At 73.5% G+C, this 16,578-nt stretch carries 14 protein-coding genes; 8 read left to right on the top strand and 6 right to left on the bottom strand.

The window, feature by feature from the left end; all coding sequences use genetic code 11:
• Nucleotides 1-6: 6 nt before the first annotated feature.
• Nucleotides 7-96 (bottom strand): K(+)-transporting ATPase subunit F, encoded by a 90-nt coding sequence (gene kdpF / locus ACIPW5_RS02750; protein ID WP_266387857.1) that lies wholly within the window; start codon nt 94-96, stop codon nt 7-9.
• A gap of 421 nt (nt 97-517) precedes the next feature.
• Between kdpF and ACIPW5_RS02745 the strand changes: the two genes are divergently transcribed.
• Complete coding sequence (locus ACIPW5_RS02745; protein WP_401239373.1) at nt 518-2,401, top strand: APC family permease; 1,884 nt, start codon at nt 518-520, stop codon at nt 2,399-2,401.
• Between the two features lie 28 nt (nt 2,402-2,429).
• Here ACIPW5_RS02745 and ACIPW5_RS02740 read toward each other — a convergent pair whose 3' ends face one another.
• Nucleotides 2,430-2,786 (bottom strand): PRC-barrel domain-containing protein, encoded by a 357-nt coding sequence (locus ACIPW5_RS02740; protein WP_401239370.1) that lies wholly within the window; start codon nt 2,784-2,786, stop codon nt 2,430-2,432.
• 165 nt (nt 2,787-2,951) lie between these two features.
• Here ACIPW5_RS02740 and ACIPW5_RS02735 point away from each other — a divergent pair, with 165 nt between their 5' ends.
• Both ACIPW5_RS02735 and ACIPW5_RS02730 read left to right on the top strand, forming a co-directional pair.
• Nucleotides 2,952-3,437, top strand: a complete 486-nt coding sequence (locus ACIPW5_RS02735; RefSeq protein WP_401239367.1) for a DUF6328 family protein — start codon at nt 2,952-2,954, stop codon at nt 3,435-3,437.
• A gap of 47 nt (nt 3,438-3,484) precedes the next feature.
• Entirely contained in the window at nt 3,485-5,908 is a 2,424-nt protein-coding gene (locus ACIPW5_RS02730; protein WP_401239364.1) for a SpoIIE family protein phosphatase, read from the top strand.
• Between the two features lie 21 nt (nt 5,909-5,929).
• Here the strand turns inward: ACIPW5_RS02730 and ACIPW5_RS02725 are convergent, their stop codons facing one another.
• The 3 genes from ACIPW5_RS02725 to ACIPW5_RS02715 form a co-directional block, all read right to left on the bottom strand.
• Nucleotides 5,930-6,358, bottom strand: a complete 429-nt coding sequence (locus ACIPW5_RS02725) for an ATP-binding protein (protein WP_401239361.1) — start codon at nt 6,356-6,358, stop codon at nt 5,930-5,932.
• Between the two features lie 12 nt (nt 6,359-6,370).
• Entirely contained in the window at nt 6,371-6,742 is a 372-nt protein-coding gene (locus tag ACIPW5_RS02720; RefSeq protein WP_401239358.1) for an STAS domain-containing protein, read from the bottom strand.
• Between the two features lie 165 nt (nt 6,743-6,907).
• Nucleotides 6,908-7,081 carry a CsbD family protein gene (locus tag ACIPW5_RS02715; RefSeq protein ID WP_401239356.1) on the bottom strand — a complete coding sequence of 58 codons (174 nt, stop codon included), beginning with the start codon at nt 7,079-7,081 and terminating at the stop codon, nt 6,908-6,910.
• 167 nt (nt 7,082-7,248) lie between these two features.
• On the opposite strand from ACIPW5_RS02715, the gene ACIPW5_RS02710 reads away from it, so the two are divergent.
• Both ACIPW5_RS02710 and ACIPW5_RS02705 read left to right on the top strand, forming a co-directional pair.
• A complete protein-coding gene (locus ACIPW5_RS02710; protein ID WP_401239353.1) occupies nt 7,249-7,671 on the top strand; it encodes a CBS domain-containing protein in 423 nt (140 codons plus the stop codon).
• A 97-nt stretch (nt 7,672-7,768) separates the two neighbouring features.
• Entirely contained in the window at nt 7,769-9,082 is a 1,314-nt protein-coding gene (locus ACIPW5_RS02705; RefSeq protein ID WP_401239350.1) for a hypothetical protein, read from the top strand.
• A gap of 62 nt (nt 9,083-9,144) precedes the next feature.
• Here ACIPW5_RS02705 and ACIPW5_RS02700 read toward each other — a convergent pair whose 3' ends face one another.
• On the bottom strand, nt 9,145-10,875 hold the full coding sequence (locus ACIPW5_RS02700; RefSeq protein ID WP_401239347.1) for an amidase: 1,731 nt from the start codon (nt 10,873-10,875) through the stop codon (nt 9,145-9,147).
• A gap of 175 nt (nt 10,876-11,050) precedes the next feature.
• Here ACIPW5_RS02700 and ACIPW5_RS02695 point away from each other — a divergent pair, with 175 nt between their 5' ends.
• The 3 genes from ACIPW5_RS02695 (at nt 11,051) to ACIPW5_RS02685 (ending at nt 16,514) form a co-directional block, all read left to right on the top strand.
• Complete coding sequence (locus ACIPW5_RS02695) at nt 11,051-11,698, top strand: TetR/AcrR family transcriptional regulator (protein WP_401239344.1); 648 nt, start codon at nt 11,051-11,053, stop codon at nt 11,696-11,698.
• A 128-nt stretch (nt 11,699-11,826) separates the two neighbouring features.
• Nucleotides 11,827-13,146 carry a diacylglycerol/lipid kinase family protein gene (locus tag ACIPW5_RS02690; protein ID WP_401239342.1) on the top strand — a complete coding sequence of 440 codons (1,320 nt, stop codon included), beginning with the start codon at nt 11,827-11,829 and terminating at the stop codon, nt 13,144-13,146.
• Nucleotides 13,147-13,313: 167 nt separating this feature from the next.
• Nucleotides 13,314-16,514, top strand: coding sequence for a cytochrome P450 (locus ACIPW5_RS02685; protein ID WP_401239339.1), 3,201 nt, complete (start codon nt 13,314-13,316; stop codon nt 16,512-16,514).
• The last annotated feature ends 64 nt before the right edge of the window (nt 16,515-16,578 follow it).

Below are 16,578 nucleotides of genomic sequence, written 5' to 3'. Positions count from 1 at the left end.
CGGCGCTCAGAACCTCTCCGGCTTGACGAGGGCGAGGACGAGGTAGCCCAGCAGGGCGACGGCCACGAGGAGGCCGACGATGTTCTCGGCAGTCACAGCTTGGTCACCCCCCTGGCGATGAGGGCCACCAGCGCGAACACCGCGACCGTGGTGACGACGAAGGCCAGATCGGCCATCGCTAGCTCCTGAGTGAAGTGGGAAGAAATGAATCGGCCAGCTGGCCGATGACGACATAACCGTGTCTTCAGCCCGGCGTTAAGGGACCTTGACGGGCTCCATACGGGTGCACGGGGACTCTTAACGCCGCCCTGACGGGACGGGGCGGCGGAGACCGGCCGACGGGGCGGCCCCACGTCCTGACGAGGTCTTGACGCACCTCGTACGACGCTCCCTCCGCGGCATCAAGGACGCGTGAGGACCGGGGCGGTAGCCGTATGGACCACGTCAAGAACACTGGCGGACCGGCCGTGGAATTCCGACGCTTTCCTCACCTTGCACAACGGAGGAACGGCGAGAGATGTCCATGGACATGGCAAAGACGGTCACGGCAGGACAGGCCCCGGGCCCGGAGGAACCGCCCGACACCGGCGTCCGCACACCCGCGGCGGCCGACCGCCACCGGCTGACCGCCCTCCAGGGGCTGGCCGCGCTGTCACTGGACGCGATGGCGTCCGTCGCGTACGGGCCGGAGTCGATCGTGCTCGTCCTGGCCGCGGCCGGCGCCCACGGCATGGGCTTCACGCTCCCCGTCACCCTGGCGATCGCCGCGCTCCTCGCGGTGCTGGTGGCCTCGTACCGGCAGGTGATCGCCGCGTTCCCGGACGGGGGCGGCTCGTACGCCGTCGCCAAGCGCCACCTGGGCCGGCGTACGAGCCTGGTCGCCGCCGCCTCGCTGATCCTGGACTACGTCCTGAACGTGGCCGTGTCCGTCACCGCCGGTGTGGCGGCCCTGACCTCGGCGTTCCCCGGGCTGTACGCGGACCGGGTGTGGATCTGCCTGGGCATCCTGGTCCTGGTCACCGCGGTGAACCTGCGCGGGGTGGTGGAATCCGCCAAGGCGTTCCTCGTGCCCACCGCCGTGTTCGTCGGCTCGATCCTCGCGATGGTCGTCGTCGGGCTCTTCCGCGACGGCCCCGTCAGCACCGCGTCCGCCGCCGGGCACGCCTCGGCCCTCGGCGAGGGCGCGACCACGGTGGGCGCGCTCCTGCTGCTCAAGGCCTTCGCCGCCGGCTGCTCGGCGCTGACCGGAGTCGAGGCCGTCGCCAACGCCGTGCCGTCCTTCCGGGCCCCGGCCGCCCGCCGTGCCCAGCGCACCGAAGTCGCCCTCGGCGCGCTCCTGGGCGTGATGCTGATCGGCCTGTCGGTCCTCATCGGACGCTTCCACCTCCAGCCGGTCGAGGGCGTGACCGTCCTCGCCCAGCTCGCGGACGCCTCCTTCGGGCACGGCGCCGCCTTCTACGTCGTCCAGTTCGCCACGATGGTGCTGCTCGCGCTCGCCGCGAACACCTCCTTCGGCGGCCTGCCCGTCCTGATGAGCCTGCTGGCCCGTGACCACCACCTGCCGCACGTCTTCGCCCTCAAGGCCGACCGCCAGGTGCACCGCCACGGAGTGGTCTGGCTGGCCCTCGTCTCCGCCGCGCTGCTGGTGTTCTCCGGTGGCGACACCAACACCCTCGTCCCGCTCTTCGCGATCGGCGTGTTCGTCGGCTTCACCATCTGCCAGGTCGGCATGGTCCGGCACTGGTCGGGGGAACGCCCGCGCGGCTGGCGGGCGAAGGCGGCCCTGAACGGCTTCGGCGCTCTGCTGACCGGTGTCTCGGCGGTCGTGGTCACCGCCACGAAGTTCACCGAGGGCGCCTGGCTGATCGTGGTCGCGCTGCCCCTGCTCGTCCTCGGGTTCGAGCAGGTCCACCGTGCCTACGCGGAGATCGGCGAACGCCTGGAGCTCGGCAGGATCCCGCAGGCCCCGCGGCGCACCCGGTCCGTGGTCGTCGTCCCCGTCTCCGGTCTGTCCCGGCTGACCAGCCAGGCCCTGAGCGCCGCCCGTTCGCTCGGCGACGACGTGCTCGCCGTGACCGTCACCCACCCGGCTCCCGAGGACCGGCGGGGGGCGGAAGCCCTCAGGCGGGACTGGGAGTTGTGGAAGCCCGGCGTCGAGCTGGTCGAGCTCTCCTCGGAGACCCGCTCGCTCGGCCGCCCGCTGTCGGCGTACGTGCGCAAGCTCGCGCAGGCCCACCCGGACGCCCAGGTGACCGTGCTCATCCCGGAGACCGAACCCGCCCGCCTGTGGCAGCGGATGCTCCAGAACCAGCGCGGCTCCGTCGTCGCCCACGCGGTCCGCCGCGACACCGACGCCGTCATCTGCCGGCTGCGCTTCCGCATCACGGCCGACGCGCGCTGACGCCGGCCCCCGTCGCCCGCCCCGCCCGCTACATGTGGGGCTGGCCGTAATAGTGGCCGAACTGTTCCAGATAGGTGGGCTCGGCAGTGGTGTACTTGCCCTCGTCGAACTCGGGAGCGTTCTTGATCTGCTCCTTCGTGCGGTTGACGTAGACCTTCTCCTCGGTGGTGTCGATCAGGCGGATGGTGCCGGCCGGGAGCAGTACGTGCTTGCCGAAGATCCACACGCCGGTGTCCACGACGAGGTACGACGCGGCCACGTCCTCGGAGTGCTTGTCGATCTTCCCGATGTGGCCGTCCGTCGCCTCGACCTTGTAACCGATCAGGTCGATTCCCGGCTGGTGGCCGATGTCCTGTTCATAGGTCCAGATCGTGCTGTCATCCATGACGGCCTCCCGGTCCGTTGCGGTTTCCGTACGGGGCGCGCCTGCCCCCCGCCTGCGGCACGAAACACTCCGGAGTCCGGTGGGCGCCCCTCGGCCCCGGGGGAGCATGGGGTCGCCGTACGGGGGTAGAAGCCGGCCGTACACGTGACATCGCGAGGAGGCGCCATGGCCGGTGACCCCCGGGCCGGACGCGACGAGACCGTGGAGGAACGTGCCGACCGGCAGTGGCAGGAGCTCATCCAGGAGATCCGCGTCGCCCAGACCGGCGTGCAGATCCTCTTCGGATTCATGCTGACGGTCGCCTTCACACCCGTCTTCCAAGGGCTCGAACCGACAGACAGGACGATCTACCTCGTGACCCTGGTGCTCGGCTCGCTCGCGACCGGCGCGCTCATCGGGCCGGTCGCCTTCCACCGCATCGTGGCGGGCCGGAGGATCAAGCCCGAGGCCGTCGTGTGGGCCGCGCGCCTCACCTTCACGGGCCTCCTGCTCCTGCTCGCCACCTGCACCGCCGCGCTCTTCCTCGTCCTGCGCGTGGTGACGCACGACGCCTTCGTTCCCTGGCTCGTGGGCGGCGTGCTGGCCTGGTACCTGCTGTGCTGGTTCGTCCTGCCGCTGTGGGCCCGGAGCCGCTACCGGGCCGAGGGCTGACCGCGTAGCCGCGGGCCGCCACGCCATGAGGGTGGCATGCTCGACCTATGGAGGACGGGGCCGTGGGACCGGGCGGCGGAGCCTCTCCCGAGGTGCTGGCCTTGGCGAAGGTGGTGGCAAGGCTGCGTGCCGAGGCCGAGGAACTGGAGGCGGCCTCCGCCATGACGGCCGTCCTGGAGCGGGCCAAGGGCGTGGTCATGGCGCAGCGCGGGGTCTCCGCGGACCAGGCGTACGAGATCCTCCAGGAGCGTGCCGCGCTGCACCGGTACACCCTGATGGAGGAATGCTGGCTCGTGCTGGCGGGCAGCGGCCGGGCGACGACGGTGGCGCGGGAACCGGGGGAGTCCCGTGAGCCCCCGGCGGACGCGGCTCCGTCGCCGTTCCGCGCGGACCGCTACGTGGCCCTGGCCCGGTCCGGTCTCAACCGACGCACGGGCCTGGCCCGGGTGGCCGTCGAACTGGCCGGGACGCGCACGCCGAACGAGGTGGCGCAGCTCGTACGGGACGCGCTGAACGACGCCGAGCACGTGGACGCCGTCATGATCTACGACCGCGGGGCCGCGGGAGGCCTGGACCTCACCGGGCACGCCGGCATCGAGGGCTCCCTGGCCGAGCAGTGGAGCCACGTACCGCCCATCGACGGTGTCGCGGCGCTCGACGCCCTGGCGGAGGAACGCCCGGTGTGGCTGGAGGACCCCGCGCACGACGCCGAGCGCTACCTGCTCATCGGCGACCCCCCGGGCCAGTGGCCCTCCCGGGCCTGGATCCCGGTGCTCTCGGAGCACCCGGCGACCACGGTGATCGGGTTCTTCCGGACCCACCCGGGCCCCTTCACCGAAGAGACGCGGCGCCTCCTCCGCCGTACCGCCCGGATGTGCGGCGAGTCGCTGAGCACGCACGGGGCGAGCCCGGACCTGCCGGCGGCCACGGGCGGCGGGAACAGGACCGTCGCGGCGATCCAGCCGGTCCTCGACGTCCTGCCGTGCCCGGCCGTGCTGCTGACGCCCCTGCGCGCCCCGGACGGGACCGTGGAGGACTTCCGGATCGACGCGGCAGCGGCGGAATCGGTCGACGTGGCGGGGCGGCGCGGAAAGGAGCTGGTGGGCCGCAGCGTCCTGGAAACGTACCCCACGGTGGCCGGCAGCGACCTGTGGCACGGATACCTGGACACCCTCACGACCGGGGTGCTCTACGAAGGAGACCCCTTCACCTACGTGGAGACGCGCGCCGGCGTGCCGCGCGAGTCCGTCTACTCGGTCCGGGCATCGAGGCTCGGGGGCGGGCTGGTGGTGTCCTGGATCCGCCACGACGCCGACGAGCGCGAGGCCCGCAGGCTCGCGGACCTGCAGCGCCTGGGCAACCTCGGCTGGGCGGGCTGGCACCTCGCGACCGACAGGATCACCTGGTCGGACCAGGTCTACACCGTCTTCGGCCGGGACCCCGCACTCGGGCCCGTCCGGCTGGAGGAACTCCCGGGCCTCCTGCTGCCCGAGGACCTGCCGGCGCTCGGCGCGGCGGTCCAGCGGCTGCTCGCCGACGGGGAGCCCGTCGACCAGCCGTTCCGGATCACCTCCCCGGACGGTACGCGCCACCTGAGGCTCGTCGCGGAGGCCGAGCCGGACGCCGACGGCACACCGGTCGAGGTGCACGGCTTCTTCCAGGACCTCACGGCCCAGCGCGGCGCCGAGATCGCCCTGGGCGAGAGCGAACGCGCCAACCTGCTCCAGCGCGGCATGCTCCGGGCCGAACGCGCCCTCGCCACCCGGCTCCGGGAGAGCCTGCTGCCCGTACCGGAGCAGAACCTGGAACTCGCCGGGCTGTGCGTCGACGTCGCCTACCTGCCCTCCGACACCGTCTCCAGCGTGGGGGGCGACTGGTACAGCGCCATCGAACTCCCCGACGGCTGCGCCCTCTTCGTGGTCGGAGACGTCGCCGGCCACGGGCTGCCCGCCGTCGGCACGATGGCGCAGCTCCGGTTCACCGCGAAGGGGATGGCGGTGACGGGGTCCCGGCTCCCCGCCGTCCTGAACCGGCTCAACGCCCTGCTGCTCCACACCGGCACGGAAGCGGGCGGAGCCACCGCGACCATGGTCATGGCCCGCTACCAGCCCGACGGGCGGCGCCTGAGCTGGGTCCGCGCCGGGCACCTGCCGCCCCTGCTGATCCGCGGCGGCGAGGCGCAGTTCCTCTCCCAGCCCGAGGGCTGCCTCCTCGGAGCCTCCTTCGACGCGGCGTACGGAGAGGCCGTGATCGATCTTCTGCCGGGCGACCACCTGCTGCTCTACACGGACGGCCTGGTCGAGGACCCCGGTGAGGACATCGACGAGGGCCTCGCCCGCTTCGCCGACGCGGCCCTCCGCCTCGTCCTGGACGGGGACGACGAGTCCCTCGCCCGCGCCCTCGCCGCGGCCAGGGCGCGTCACGACGACGACATCTGCCTCCTGGACGTCCACGTACCCGACGGCTCCTGAACCCCCGGGCGTCCGCCCCCGTCAGCCCCAGGGGGCGGAGACCTCCAGCCAGACGCGCTTGCCGCCGTCCAGGGGCTCCGCACCCCAGGCACGCGCCAGCCGGTCCACGATGAGCAGCCCGTGCCCTCCGGGCCGGGTGGGGTGCGGGCGGGGCTCCAGCACCGGGAGGCTCCTGCTACGGTCGGTCACCTCGACGCGCAGGCCGTCACCGGCGCGGCGGAGCACGAGCGAGGTCGGGCCGCTGCCGTGCAGGCGGGCATTGGCCACCAGCTCGGACACCAGCAGCAGGACGTCCTCGACCTCCTCCTCGGCGTCGGCGTCCGGAGCGGGCAGGCATCCCCAGTCGGTCAGGGCACGCCGGGTGAAATCGCGGCACCGGGTGACGGCGTTCTCGTCCCCGGCGCCGAGCACCAGGACCCGACCCTGTTCCGGGGAACGGCGGTCGTGCATCACGCGCCTCCCCTACCGGTGGCGCGGAGGTGCTGCCAGCGCCTCCGCCAGGTCGGCGTGCACGAGGAAGAGGCCGTCCGCGCCGGTGATCCGGAACAGTCGCTCGACGGGCCTGCGCAGGCCGACGAGCTCGATCCTGGCACCGGCCCGTTCGGCCGCGAGCCGACCCTGCAGAAGGATGTTCAATCCGGTCGAATCGCAGAAGCCGACGTCGGAGAAGTCGACCAGCACGCGTGAGCCGCCCTCGACGGGGACGGCCGCGAGCGCCGCCCTCAGCGGTTCGGCCGTATCGTGGTCCAGCTCTCCCGCGAGCCTGAGGACGACCGCTCCCGGGACGTGCCGGACCTCGACGTCGAACCAGCTGCCCCCTGCCGTGGCACCCATGGAGACCCTCCTCCCGCCTCTGGTCCCGGAGGGCGCCTACCCGGGTCCGTGCGGACCAATCCCGTCGCCCCGCCCCCGCCCGCTCCTCGCTCGCCACGGCGGGGAACGAGGCGCTGCCCCGGGACGGATGTCCCGGGGCAGCGGGGAAAGGGGGTGCGCTGCGCGCTACTCCTTCAAGGCGTCCTTGATCTTTTCCTTGGCTTCGCGGGCATCGCCCATGGCCTGCTCCCCGCGTCCCTTCGCGGTGAGGCGCTCGTTGCCGACGGCGCGGCCCGCGGCTTCCTTGGCCTTGCCCACGGCCTGTTCCTTCTTGGCCTTCATCTTCTCCGTGCCGGACACGTCGTGGCTCCCCTCGCTCGGAATCGCTGTCTCACCGCGTCTAACCCGATCTCCGCGCCCGAAACGCCGCCGGTTCGGCTGTGCGGCGAGGCGTACTGCTCGCGGCGCCGGGTAGGCGCCCGGGCGAGAGCCCGTGCAGCGGCGCCCTGTCAGCAGCCGGAGGAGCCATGACCCGACAAGTCCACGAGGTGATGACGGAGCGGCCCGTGACCGTCGAGAAGTCGACCTCGCTCGCAGAAGCGGCCAGGATCATGCGGGACGCCGGTATCGGGGACGTGCTGGTCGTCGACGAGGGCCGGCTCCGCGGCATCCTGACCGATCGGGACCTGGTGATACGTGCCGTGGCCGAGGACCGCGACCCCGCGGAGACGGCGGTACAGGCGATCTGCAGCACCGAACCGGTCACCGTCGGTCCGAAAGCCGGCGTCGACGAGGCCGCCGACCTCATGCGCCGGCACAAGCTGAGGCGCCTGCCCGTGCAGACCGACGACGGTGAGCTCGTCGGTGTCGTCACGCTGGGCGACCTTGCCGTCGAACGGGATCCGGGCTCGGCGCTGGCGGCCATCGCGGCGGCCGAACCCGACACCTGAGCCGAACCCCGGAGGCCTGCTCCGGGCCGGTTTCTCCCTCCGGGCCGACGTGATGCGACGTCAGCCGTAGGCTGTGGCCGGAGGGAAAAGGGAGACGATGACTGACGAACGCAAGACGAGCGTGCCCGTGTGGACACTGGCGACCGCCGAGGTGCGGGTGCCCGGGCTGACGGCGGGCGAGACGATGACGGCCGAGCGGCTGGCCGAACTCCGGGGCGTGCTGGCCGTGCTGGCCGACGAGCCGATCGTCACCCTGGAGGTGCACCCGCTGCCCGACCGGATCGAGCGCGGCCTCGGCATGTCGCTCGACGCGGTGAGTCCGCTGGCGCAGCACCTGTCGCAGTTCGTCACGCAGTCGGCGCGGAGTTCCCTCACCGTCGCCAGGGCGACCGCTTCCGGCGAGTGCCTGTACCGCATGGTGGTCCCGGCGAAGGTGGCCGCCCGGTTCGGGCAGGGCATCGTCCGCCCGATGGCGGCGAAGGGGGCGGCCGGCGGGATCCGCGGGGCGCTCGTGCACGGGACGACGGGCAGGATCGCCTCCCAGGCGACGTTCGTGCCGGTCGGCGGTGCGGCCGCCGCGGGTACGGTCGGCGGGGCCGGTGCGACCGCCGGTGCCGCGGCCGCCGGCGGCACGCTGCTCACCGTGGCCGCCCCGCTCGTGCTGATGGCCGTGGCGGTGGGGGTGAGCGCGCACGCCGACCGTCGGCGACAGCAGGCCATCGAGCACATCACGAAGCTGCTGGAGCAGCTCCGGGAGGAGAAGCTCGACGACGAGCACAGCGAACTCGACGGCTGCCGGGACGCCATCGACAAGGCCACCGCGATCCTCCTGGACCAGGCCCGGCCCGGCGTCTCGCTGGGGCTCGACTCGGCGGTGCACGCCATCAACACGGCGCTGGGGAAGGCCGACCGCCGGCTGGCCCGGTGGCGCAGCGCGCTCGACGCACTGCCCGAGGGCGAGCCCGTCGAACTCGCCACGCTGACCAAGTCGTTCCCGGGAGTCGACGAGGACGGCGGCGCGTTCCGCGCGCACCTCGAACTCGCCGCCCTGGCCGTCGCGCTGAAGCGGCGGGTGGTCGTCCTCCAGGCCGTCGAGCACGCCCAGGGCGACGAGGGCAATCCCTTCGAGAACTTCACCCGTGCCCTCAAGCGCGACCAGCAGCGGCTGGACGAACTGGAGTCGGGCGTCGCCGGCGTCCTGCTGCGGCTGTCGGCCCTGGAGCTGGCGCGCCCGAACGGTCTGCGGCCCGTCTTCACGACCGGGGAGGTCGACCGGCTCCTGAGCGCGGCCCACCGGATCCACGCGCTGGGCGACGGCGCCGTGCTCGACGGCCGTGCGACGGACGTGGCGATCGACATCGCCCGCCACGAGGACGGCTCGGTGGTCGTCTTCCCCGCGCTGCCCGCGTAGTCCTGGGGCGGACCGCTACCGCGCGCGGCGGTGTCGCGGTCCGCCCGCAGGCGTGCCCCGGGTCACTCGGCCGGCAGGCGCGGCGTGCGCTGCGGCTCCGTGCGGCGGCTGCCGGTGCTCTCGAAGGCCGCGGCGAGGGACAGCAGGGCGTTGTCGTCGTAGGCGCGGCCGGCGAAGGTCAGGCCGACGGGCATGCCGGTGTCCGTCATGGTGCCCATCGGCACGGTCACCGTCGGGATGCCCAGGTGGCGGGGGACCAGGTTGCCGTTGGCGACCCAGACGCCGTTGCGCCAGCCGAGGTCGGCGGAGGCCTCGGAGACGTCCATGTCGGCGGGGCCGACGTCGGCGACCGCGGGGAAGACCACCGCGTCCAAACCCAGGCCGTCCATCCACAGCTCCAGGTCGACGCGGCGCGTCTCCTCCAGGCCGCGCAGTCCCTGCTCCAGGAGCGGCATGTCGGCGAGGGAGGCGTACGGACGCTCGCGCACGAAGCGCGGGTAGTCGCCGATCGTGTCGTCGAAGCCCTCGTAGCGGTCGGGCAGCTCGCCCTCCTGCTTGGGCCAGATGCGGGTGCCGTCGACCTCGGCGAGGGTGGAGAGCGCCGGGTCGCCGTTGGCGCGCAGGAAGTCGTCCCAGGCCCAGGCGGAGAGGTCCTCGATCTCGAAGGTGAGGTACTCGCGGCCGACCAGCCCGCGGGTGAGCAGCGAGGGCGCTCCCGGGCGGTCGGACTCGTAGTTGGTGACGACGGGGAAGTCGACCTCGACGACCTCGGCGCCGGCGGCCTCCAGGTCCCGGCGGGCGGCCTCCCACAGGGCGATCACCGAGGGGCGCGTGTCGATGCGCTGCCCGGTCTGGCCGCCGATGCCGCCGTCGGGGTTCGTGCCGGCGTCGGGGTCGGCGTTGACGTACATCCGGGGCACGCCGACGCGCTTGCCGGCGAGTGCGCCGGACGCGGCTTCGGCGGGGGCGAGCGCCGGGTAGGAGGCGGGGCGCACCTGTGACGCCCGGGGCAGCTCCAGCCACGGCTGGGCGCGCCACAGGTCACCGCGCGTGTTCGCGTCGTCGGCGACGATGACGTCGAGGAGTTCGAGCAGGTCGGCCATGGTGCGGGTGTGCGGGACGACGACGTCCATGGTCGGGACGAGCGGCCAGTTCCCGCGGACCGAGATCACCCCGCGGCTGGGGGTGTAGGCGCACAGGGCGTTGTTCGAGGCGGGGGCCCGGCCCGAGGACCAGGTCTCCTCGCCGAGGCCGAAGGCGCCGAAGGACGCCGCCGTCGCGGTGCCGGAGCCGTTGGAGGAGCCGGAGCCGTAGGCGCTGGTGAGCCAGTCGGCGCTGTACGGGCTCTCCGCGCGGCCGTACACGCCGCGCTGCATGCCCCCGTTCGCCATCGGCGGCATGTTGGTCAGGCCGATGAGGACGGCACCGCCCGCGCGCAGCCGCTCGATGGCGAAGGCGTCGCGCTGGGCGACGAGGTGCTCGAAGGCGGGGGAGCCGGACGCGGCCGTGAGCCCCTCGGCGAGGTAGCTGTCCTTGGCGGTGTACGGGATGCCGTCGAGCGGGCCCAGCGTCTCGCCGCGGGCGCGGCGGGCGTCGGAGGCCTCGGCCTCCGCGCGGGCCCGCGGGTTCATCACGACCATCGCGTTCAGGGCGGTGGCGGTGCCGGGCCGGTCGTACGCGTCGATCCGCGCGAGGTAGGCGTCGAGCAGGCCGACCGAGGTCGTCTCGCCCTTCTCCAGCGCCGCGCGCAGGTCGGCGATGCAGGTCTCCACGACATCGAATCCGCGCGTCATGTGGGTGTCTCCTGGGTGGTGGGTGAGGACAGGCGGGCCGCTGGCCGTCGGGGCGACCGCGCACAGCGGGCCGTCACACTCCCCATCGCTCTGACTAGATTTTCAGTCTAGATTAAGAATCTAGATTTTTGGAACCTAGACTGGGACCTGGATTTCCGGAACCGAAAGTGAGCCCATGCCGACGTCAGAGACCGGGCCCGCGCTCGGGGCCCCGATCGACCGGAAGCGCCAGCCCAGCGGGGACGGGGCGCGGGGGCGGGCCATGCGGGCCGCCATCAGCGTCATAGCCGAGAAGGGCACCGCGGGCCTGCGGATGTCGGACATCGCCGCGCGGGCCGGCATGAGCACCGGGCACATCCTGTACCACTTCGGCAAGAAGGACCGGCTGCTGCTGGAAGTCCTCGCCTGGAGCCAGGCGGACCTCTGGGAGCGCTTCCGGCAGGCCGCCGACCAGGCCGGGTCCCCGGCCGAGAAGCTGGACCTGTTCGTCCGCTTCTACCTGCCCCGCCACCAGGGCGACGAACGCTACGCCCTGTGGACGCAGGTCATGCTCCAGGGCCACGACGAAGCGGGCCGGCAGGTCCTCACCGGGCTGCTGGACGGCTGGGACGAGCGCCTGGAGGCCATCGTCCGCGAGGGCCGGGACCTGGGGCACTTCGCCGACGTGCCCCTTCCCGAGTTCACCATCCGGGCCGTGGCCATGCTGAGCGGGCTCTCCGAGGACGTCATGTTCGGCAGGTCCCGCTGGCAGCACACCTCCGCGCACGCGTTCGCCCTGTCCGCCCTCGAACGCGAACTGGTCCCCGGGGGCGGGGCGCGCTGATCCGCCCCCACGCGTGAGGCCCCCGCCGCGGCGGGCACCGGCCGGCCGGGATGCCCGGCGCCCCGGGGAGGTGCAGGCTGGTGTACCGGAGCCGGCCGAGAGGTGGAGCACGCCATGGGAGGACGTCGATGACGGGCCGCGGCGCCGGACCGGCCGCGCGGTGGCTGGCCCGGCTGGCCGTGCTGGCGGCAGTCGGCTCCCTGGCCGTGCTGGTGCTCTCGCTGGGCGAGGGCGGGCTGCTGGTCGTCGGGGCGGGCCTGCTCGGGCTGGTCCTGCTCGCGGCGGGCACGTGGTGGTTCCTGGCGCGCCGGGGCGTGCTGCGCCTGCTCGGGGCCGTCGTCGCGGTCGCCGCCCCCGCCGGCGTCCTGGTGCTCTACGCGTTCGCCGGGCTGTGGCGGACGGCGCTGGTGCTGGTCCTGTGCTGGGGCGCCGCGCTGGCCTGCGCCCGGGGTGCGCTGCGCGCGGCACGTCCCGAGCGGGCCGGGCGGGGCGTCGCGGCGGTTCCGCCGGAGCGGCCGTACCTGATCATGAACCCGAAGTCCGGGGGCGGGAAGGTCGGCCGGTTCACGCTGGCGGAGCGCGCGCGGGAGCTGGGCGCCCGGGTGCACCTGCTCGACCCGTCGGCGCCGGCCGATGTCGCGGCCCTGGCCCGGGAGGCGGTGCGGGAGGGCGCGGACCTGCTCGGGGTGGCCGGGGGCGACGGCACGCAGGCGCTGGTCGCGGCGGTCGCCGCCGAGCACGACCTGCCGTTCCTGGTGGTCCCCGCCGGGACCCGCAACCACTTCGCCATGGACCTCGGCCTCGACCGGTCCGACCCCGCCCGGTGCCTCGACGCGCTGACCGACGGCGAGGAGCTGCGGATCGACCTCGGCGACGTCGCGGGCCGCGCCTTCGTCAACACCGTGTCCTTCGGCGTCTACGCCGACGTCGTCCAGCGCCCCGAGTACCGCGACGACAAGGCGGGGACGATCCTCGCCCTCATGCCGGACCTGCTGGCCGGCGAAGGGGTCCAGCGGCTCGACGCGCGGATCGACGGCACCGCGCTCGCCTCCCGGCAGGCGCTGCTGATCAGCAACAACGCGTACGTGTCCCCCGACGACCTCGGCGGTGCCGGGCGCCGGCCGAGCCTCCAGGACGGCGAACTGGGCGTGCTGGCGATCCGGGTCGAGAGCGCCGCGGCGGCCGCGGAGCTGGCCGTGCGGGGCTCGCAGTCCGAGGCGCTGACGGTCACCACGGCCCAGCGCGTCGAGGTGATCTCCGGCGCGCGGGAGATCCCGGTGGCGGTGGACGGCGAGGCGCTGCGGATGGCCACCCCGGTGGTGTGCACGGTCCGGCCGGGCGCGCTGCGGGTGCGCGTACCGCGCGACCGGCCGGGGGTGACCGTACCCGCGCCGCGCGTGGACTGGCGGCGGCTCCTCGGCCTCGCCTTCGGCCGGAGCGAGGGCTGACCGGGTCCCTCACCCGCACCCGCGAACGGGCGGCGCCCGCCCACGGTTCCGCCGCACCGTCGTGTCGATCGACACAATCGACAGACTTGGTCGACTGACAAAGTCGTTCGTATGGTGGAGGGGAAGCGATCGACGACGCGATGCGACGCGGAACGGAAGGCATGCCGATGACCCACGAGTCCGTTGCCACCACCCGGCCGATACCCGAGCGCAAGGCGCTGCCCCTGATCGGCCACGCCCTCGACCTGCCCGGGGGCGCCGACGGGCTCGTCCACCTGATGAAGGAGGTCAAGGAACTCGGGCCGCTGTTCCGGCTGCGCTTCTTCGGGGCCGAGACCGTCGTCGTCGGCGGGCTGGACCTGGTCGCGGAGCTCTCGGACGAGACCCGGTTCCGCAAGAGCGTCCACCGGGACCTGGTCGAGGTCCGGGCGATCGCCGGGGACGGCCTCTTCACCGCCTTCCACCACGAGCCGAACTGGCGCAAGGCCCACGACATCCTGATGCCGGCCTTCTCGCTCGGCGCGATGCGCGACTACCACGCGACCATGCTGCGGGTCGCCCGCTCCCTCATCGCCGCCTGGGACCGGGCCGCCGGGACGGCCCCCGTCGACGTCCCCGAGGACATGACCCGGCTGACCTTCGACACCATCGGGCTGTGCGGCTTCGGCTTCGACTTCGAGTCGTTCCGCCGCGACGGGGCGCACCCGTTCGTCGACGCGATGTCCCGCGCACTCGCCTTCACCCAGGACAAGGTCGAGTCCGTCCCCGGCTCGGAGATCTTCAAGCGCAGGCAGGCCGAGCAGTTCCGCCGGGACACCGAGCTGATGAACGGCCTCGTCGACGAGGTCATCCGCCGGCGCAGGGCCTCGGGCGACACGCGCACGGACGACCTGCTGGGCCGCATGCTGCACACCCGGGACGCGGCGACGGGCGAACCCCTGGACGACACCAACATCCGCAACCAGGTGATCACGTTCCTCATCGCCGGCCACGAGACCACCAGCGGAGCACTCTCCTTCGCCCTGCACTACCTGACCAAGCACCCCGAGGTGCTCGCGCGGGCCCAGGCCGAGGTGGACGCCCTGTGGGGGGACCAGGACGCCCCGGACCCCGACTACGGGGACGTCGGCAAGCTGACCTACCTCCGCCAGGTGCTCAACGAGAGCCTGCGGCTGTGGCCCACCGCACCCGGCTTCGCCGTGGAGCCGCTCGAGGACACCGTCATCGGCGACGGGTACGCCGTGCGCAAGGGCGAGGCGCTGACCATCCTCACCCCGGCCCTGCACCGCGACCCCGCCTGGGGCGACAACGTCGAGCTGTTCGACCCCGAGCGGTTCACCCCGGCGCGGGAGGAGGAGCGCTCCGTCCACCTCTTCAAGCCGTTCGGCAACGGCGAACGCGCCTGTATCGGGCGCCAGTTCGCCCTGCACGAGGCCACCCTGCTGCTCGGCCTGCTGGTGCACCGCTTCCGGCTGGTCGACCACGCCGACTACCAGCTGAAGATCAAGCAGTCGCTCACCATCAAGCCCGACGGGTTCACCCTCAGGCCCGTCCGCCGCACCACGGCGGAGCGCCGCCTCCCCGCCCCCGCCCAGGGCGGCGCCCCCGCAGCCCAGGACGGACCCGCGGACCGGCGGGCGAACGGCACCGCGCTGACCCTGCTGCACGGCTCCAACCTCGGCACCTGCGCGGGCATCGCCCGCGACCTGGCCGCGGACGGCGACGCGTACGGGTTCGCCCCGTCCGTCGCGCCCCTCGACGACCACGTCGGCAGGCTGCGTTCCGCCGCGGGCCCGGTGGTGATCGTCGCCGCCTCCTACAACGGCAGGCCCACCGACGACGCCACCGCGTTCGTCGCCTCGCTGGAGGGCCTGGAGCCCGGCTCCCTGGACGGCGTCCGGTACGCGGTGCTCGGCGTCGGCGACCGCAACTGGGCGGCCACCTACCAGCGCGTCCCCACCCTCATCCACGAGCGCCTGGCCGCGGCCGGCGCCACGCCCCTGCTGGAACGGGGCGCGGCCGACGCCTCGGGGGACTTCGCGGGCACCGTCGACCGGTGGACGGCCGACCTGTGGTCCGCCCTCCTGGACCGCCACGCCGACCCGGCGGCCACCGCCGGACCGGCAGCGGGCGAGGGCCTGTACGAGCTCCAGGACGCCCCCGGCTCGGTCCTCGACGGCCTCGCCGAGCGGCACGGGGTCCAGCCGATGCAGGTGCTCGAAGCGTACGAACTCGTCGACACGGAGCACGAACTCGGCCGCTCCAAGCGCTTCCTGAAGCTGCGCCTGCCCGACGGGGTCACCTACCGCACCGCCGACCACCTGGCCGTCCTGCCGCGCAACCCGGACGCCCTCGTCCGGCGGGTCGCCGACCGGTTCGGCCTGGACCTCGACCGCACGGTGCGGCTGCGGGCCCGCCGCCGCGGCCGCAGCACCCTGCCCGTCGACCGCCCGCTGACCCTGCGCCGCCTCCTGACCGACTTCGTGGAACTCCAGGACCCCGCCACCCCGGAGCACCTCGCCGTGCTCGCCGGACACACCGCCTGCCCGCCCGAGAAGCAGCCCCTGGCCGCCCTCGCCGCCGCGGACCCCGAGACCTTCCGCGAGCGGGTGACCGTCCCCGGACGCAGCGTCCTGGACCTGCTGGAGGCCCACCGCGCCTGCGAACTGCCCTTCGAGCGCTTCCTGGAACTGCTGCCGGTCCTGCGCCCGCGCCACTACTCGGTCTCCTCCTCCGCGGCGGCCTCCCCGGGCGAGGTGGACCTGATGGTGTCCCTGCTCGCGGCCCCGCACCGGTCCGGGGAGGGCACCTTCCGCGGCATCGCCTCCCACCACCTCGGGGCCGTGACGGCCGGCGACACCCTCCGGGCACGGGTGCTGCCCTGCAGCGACTCCTTCCGCCTCCCCGAGGACCCGGCCGTGCCCGTCATCCTGGTCAGCGCCGGAACCGGGCTGGCACCCTTCCGCGGTGCCGTCCTCGACCGGCTCCACGCCCGCTCCACCGGAACGCTGCTGTGCTACTTCGGCTGCGACCACCCCGACGTCGACTACCTCCACCGCGAGGAGTTCGAAGCCGCCGAGGCGGCCGGGGCGGTGAGCATGCGCCCGGCCTTCATGCACGCGCCCGTGGACGGAGCCCGCTTCGTCCAGGACCGCATCGCGCGCGAGAGCGCCGAGGTGTGGGCCGTGCTGGAGGCCGGCGGCCGGGTCCACGTCTGCGGCGACGGCCGCCGCATGGCCCCCGCGGTACGCGAGGCCTTCACGGCGGTCCACCGCGAGCACACCGGGTCGTCGGGGGAGGAGGCCGCCGCCTGGCTGGCCGGCCTCCTCGAGTCCGGCCGCTACGTCGAGGACGTCTGGGCCGGCTGACCGCGGCCCGGCCCTTGATCACGGCCACGGCTACGGCCACGGCCGCGGACACACGGCGTGTCCG

The sequence above is a fragment of the Streptomyces sp. NPDC090077 genome (assembly GCF_044747545.1).
GTDB lineage: Bacteria > Actinomycetota > Actinomycetes > Streptomycetales > Streptomycetaceae > Streptomyces.
Note: the sequence above shows the minus strand (reverse complement) of the source record. Positions and strands in the feature narration are given on the sequence as shown.

Bases quoted from the DNA above. Each gene is read 5' to 3' on its own strand.
- ACIPW5_RS02740 (WP_401239370.1), bottom strand. From the start codon at position 2,786: ATGGATGACAGCACGATCTGGACCTATGAACAGGACATCGGCCACCAG.
- ACIPW5_RS02690 (WP_401239342.1), top strand. From the start codon at position 11,827: ATGACGGGCCGCGGCGCCGGACCGGCCGCGCGGTGGCTGGCCCGGCTG.
- ACIPW5_RS02720 (WP_401239358.1), bottom strand. From the start codon at position 6,742: ATGGGTGCCACGGCAGGGGGCAGCTGGTTCGACGTCGAGGTCCGGCAC.
- ACIPW5_RS02685 (WP_401239339.1), top strand. From the start codon at position 13,314: ATGACCCACGAGTCCGTTGCCACCACCCGGCCGATACCCGAGCGCAAG.
- ACIPW5_RS02700 (WP_401239347.1), bottom strand. From the start codon at position 10,875: ATGACGCGCGGATTCGATGTCGTGGAGACCTGCATCGCCGACCTGCGC.
- ACIPW5_RS02745 (WP_401239373.1), top strand. From the start codon at position 518: ATGTCCATGGACATGGCAAAGACGGTCACGGCAGGACAGGCCCCGGGC.
- ACIPW5_RS02725 (WP_401239361.1), bottom strand. From the start codon at position 6,358: ATGCACGACCGCCGTTCCCCGGAACAGGGTCGGGTCCTGGTGCTCGGC.
- ACIPW5_RS02705 (WP_401239350.1), top strand. From the start codon at position 7,769: ATGACTGACGAACGCAAGACGAGCGTGCCCGTGTGGACACTGGCGACC.
- ACIPW5_RS02710 (WP_401239353.1), top strand. From the start codon at position 7,249: ATGACCCGACAAGTCCACGAGGTGATGACGGAGCGGCCCGTGACCGTC.
- ACIPW5_RS02695 (WP_401239344.1), top strand. From the start codon at position 11,051: ATGCCGACGTCAGAGACCGGGCCCGCGCTCGGGGCCCCGATCGACCGG.
- ACIPW5_RS02735 (WP_401239367.1), top strand. From the start codon at position 2,952: ATGGCCGGTGACCCCCGGGCCGGACGCGACGAGACCGTGGAGGAACGT.
- ACIPW5_RS02730 (WP_401239364.1), top strand. From the start codon at position 3,485: ATGGAGGACGGGGCCGTGGGACCGGGCGGCGGAGCCTCTCCCGAGGTG.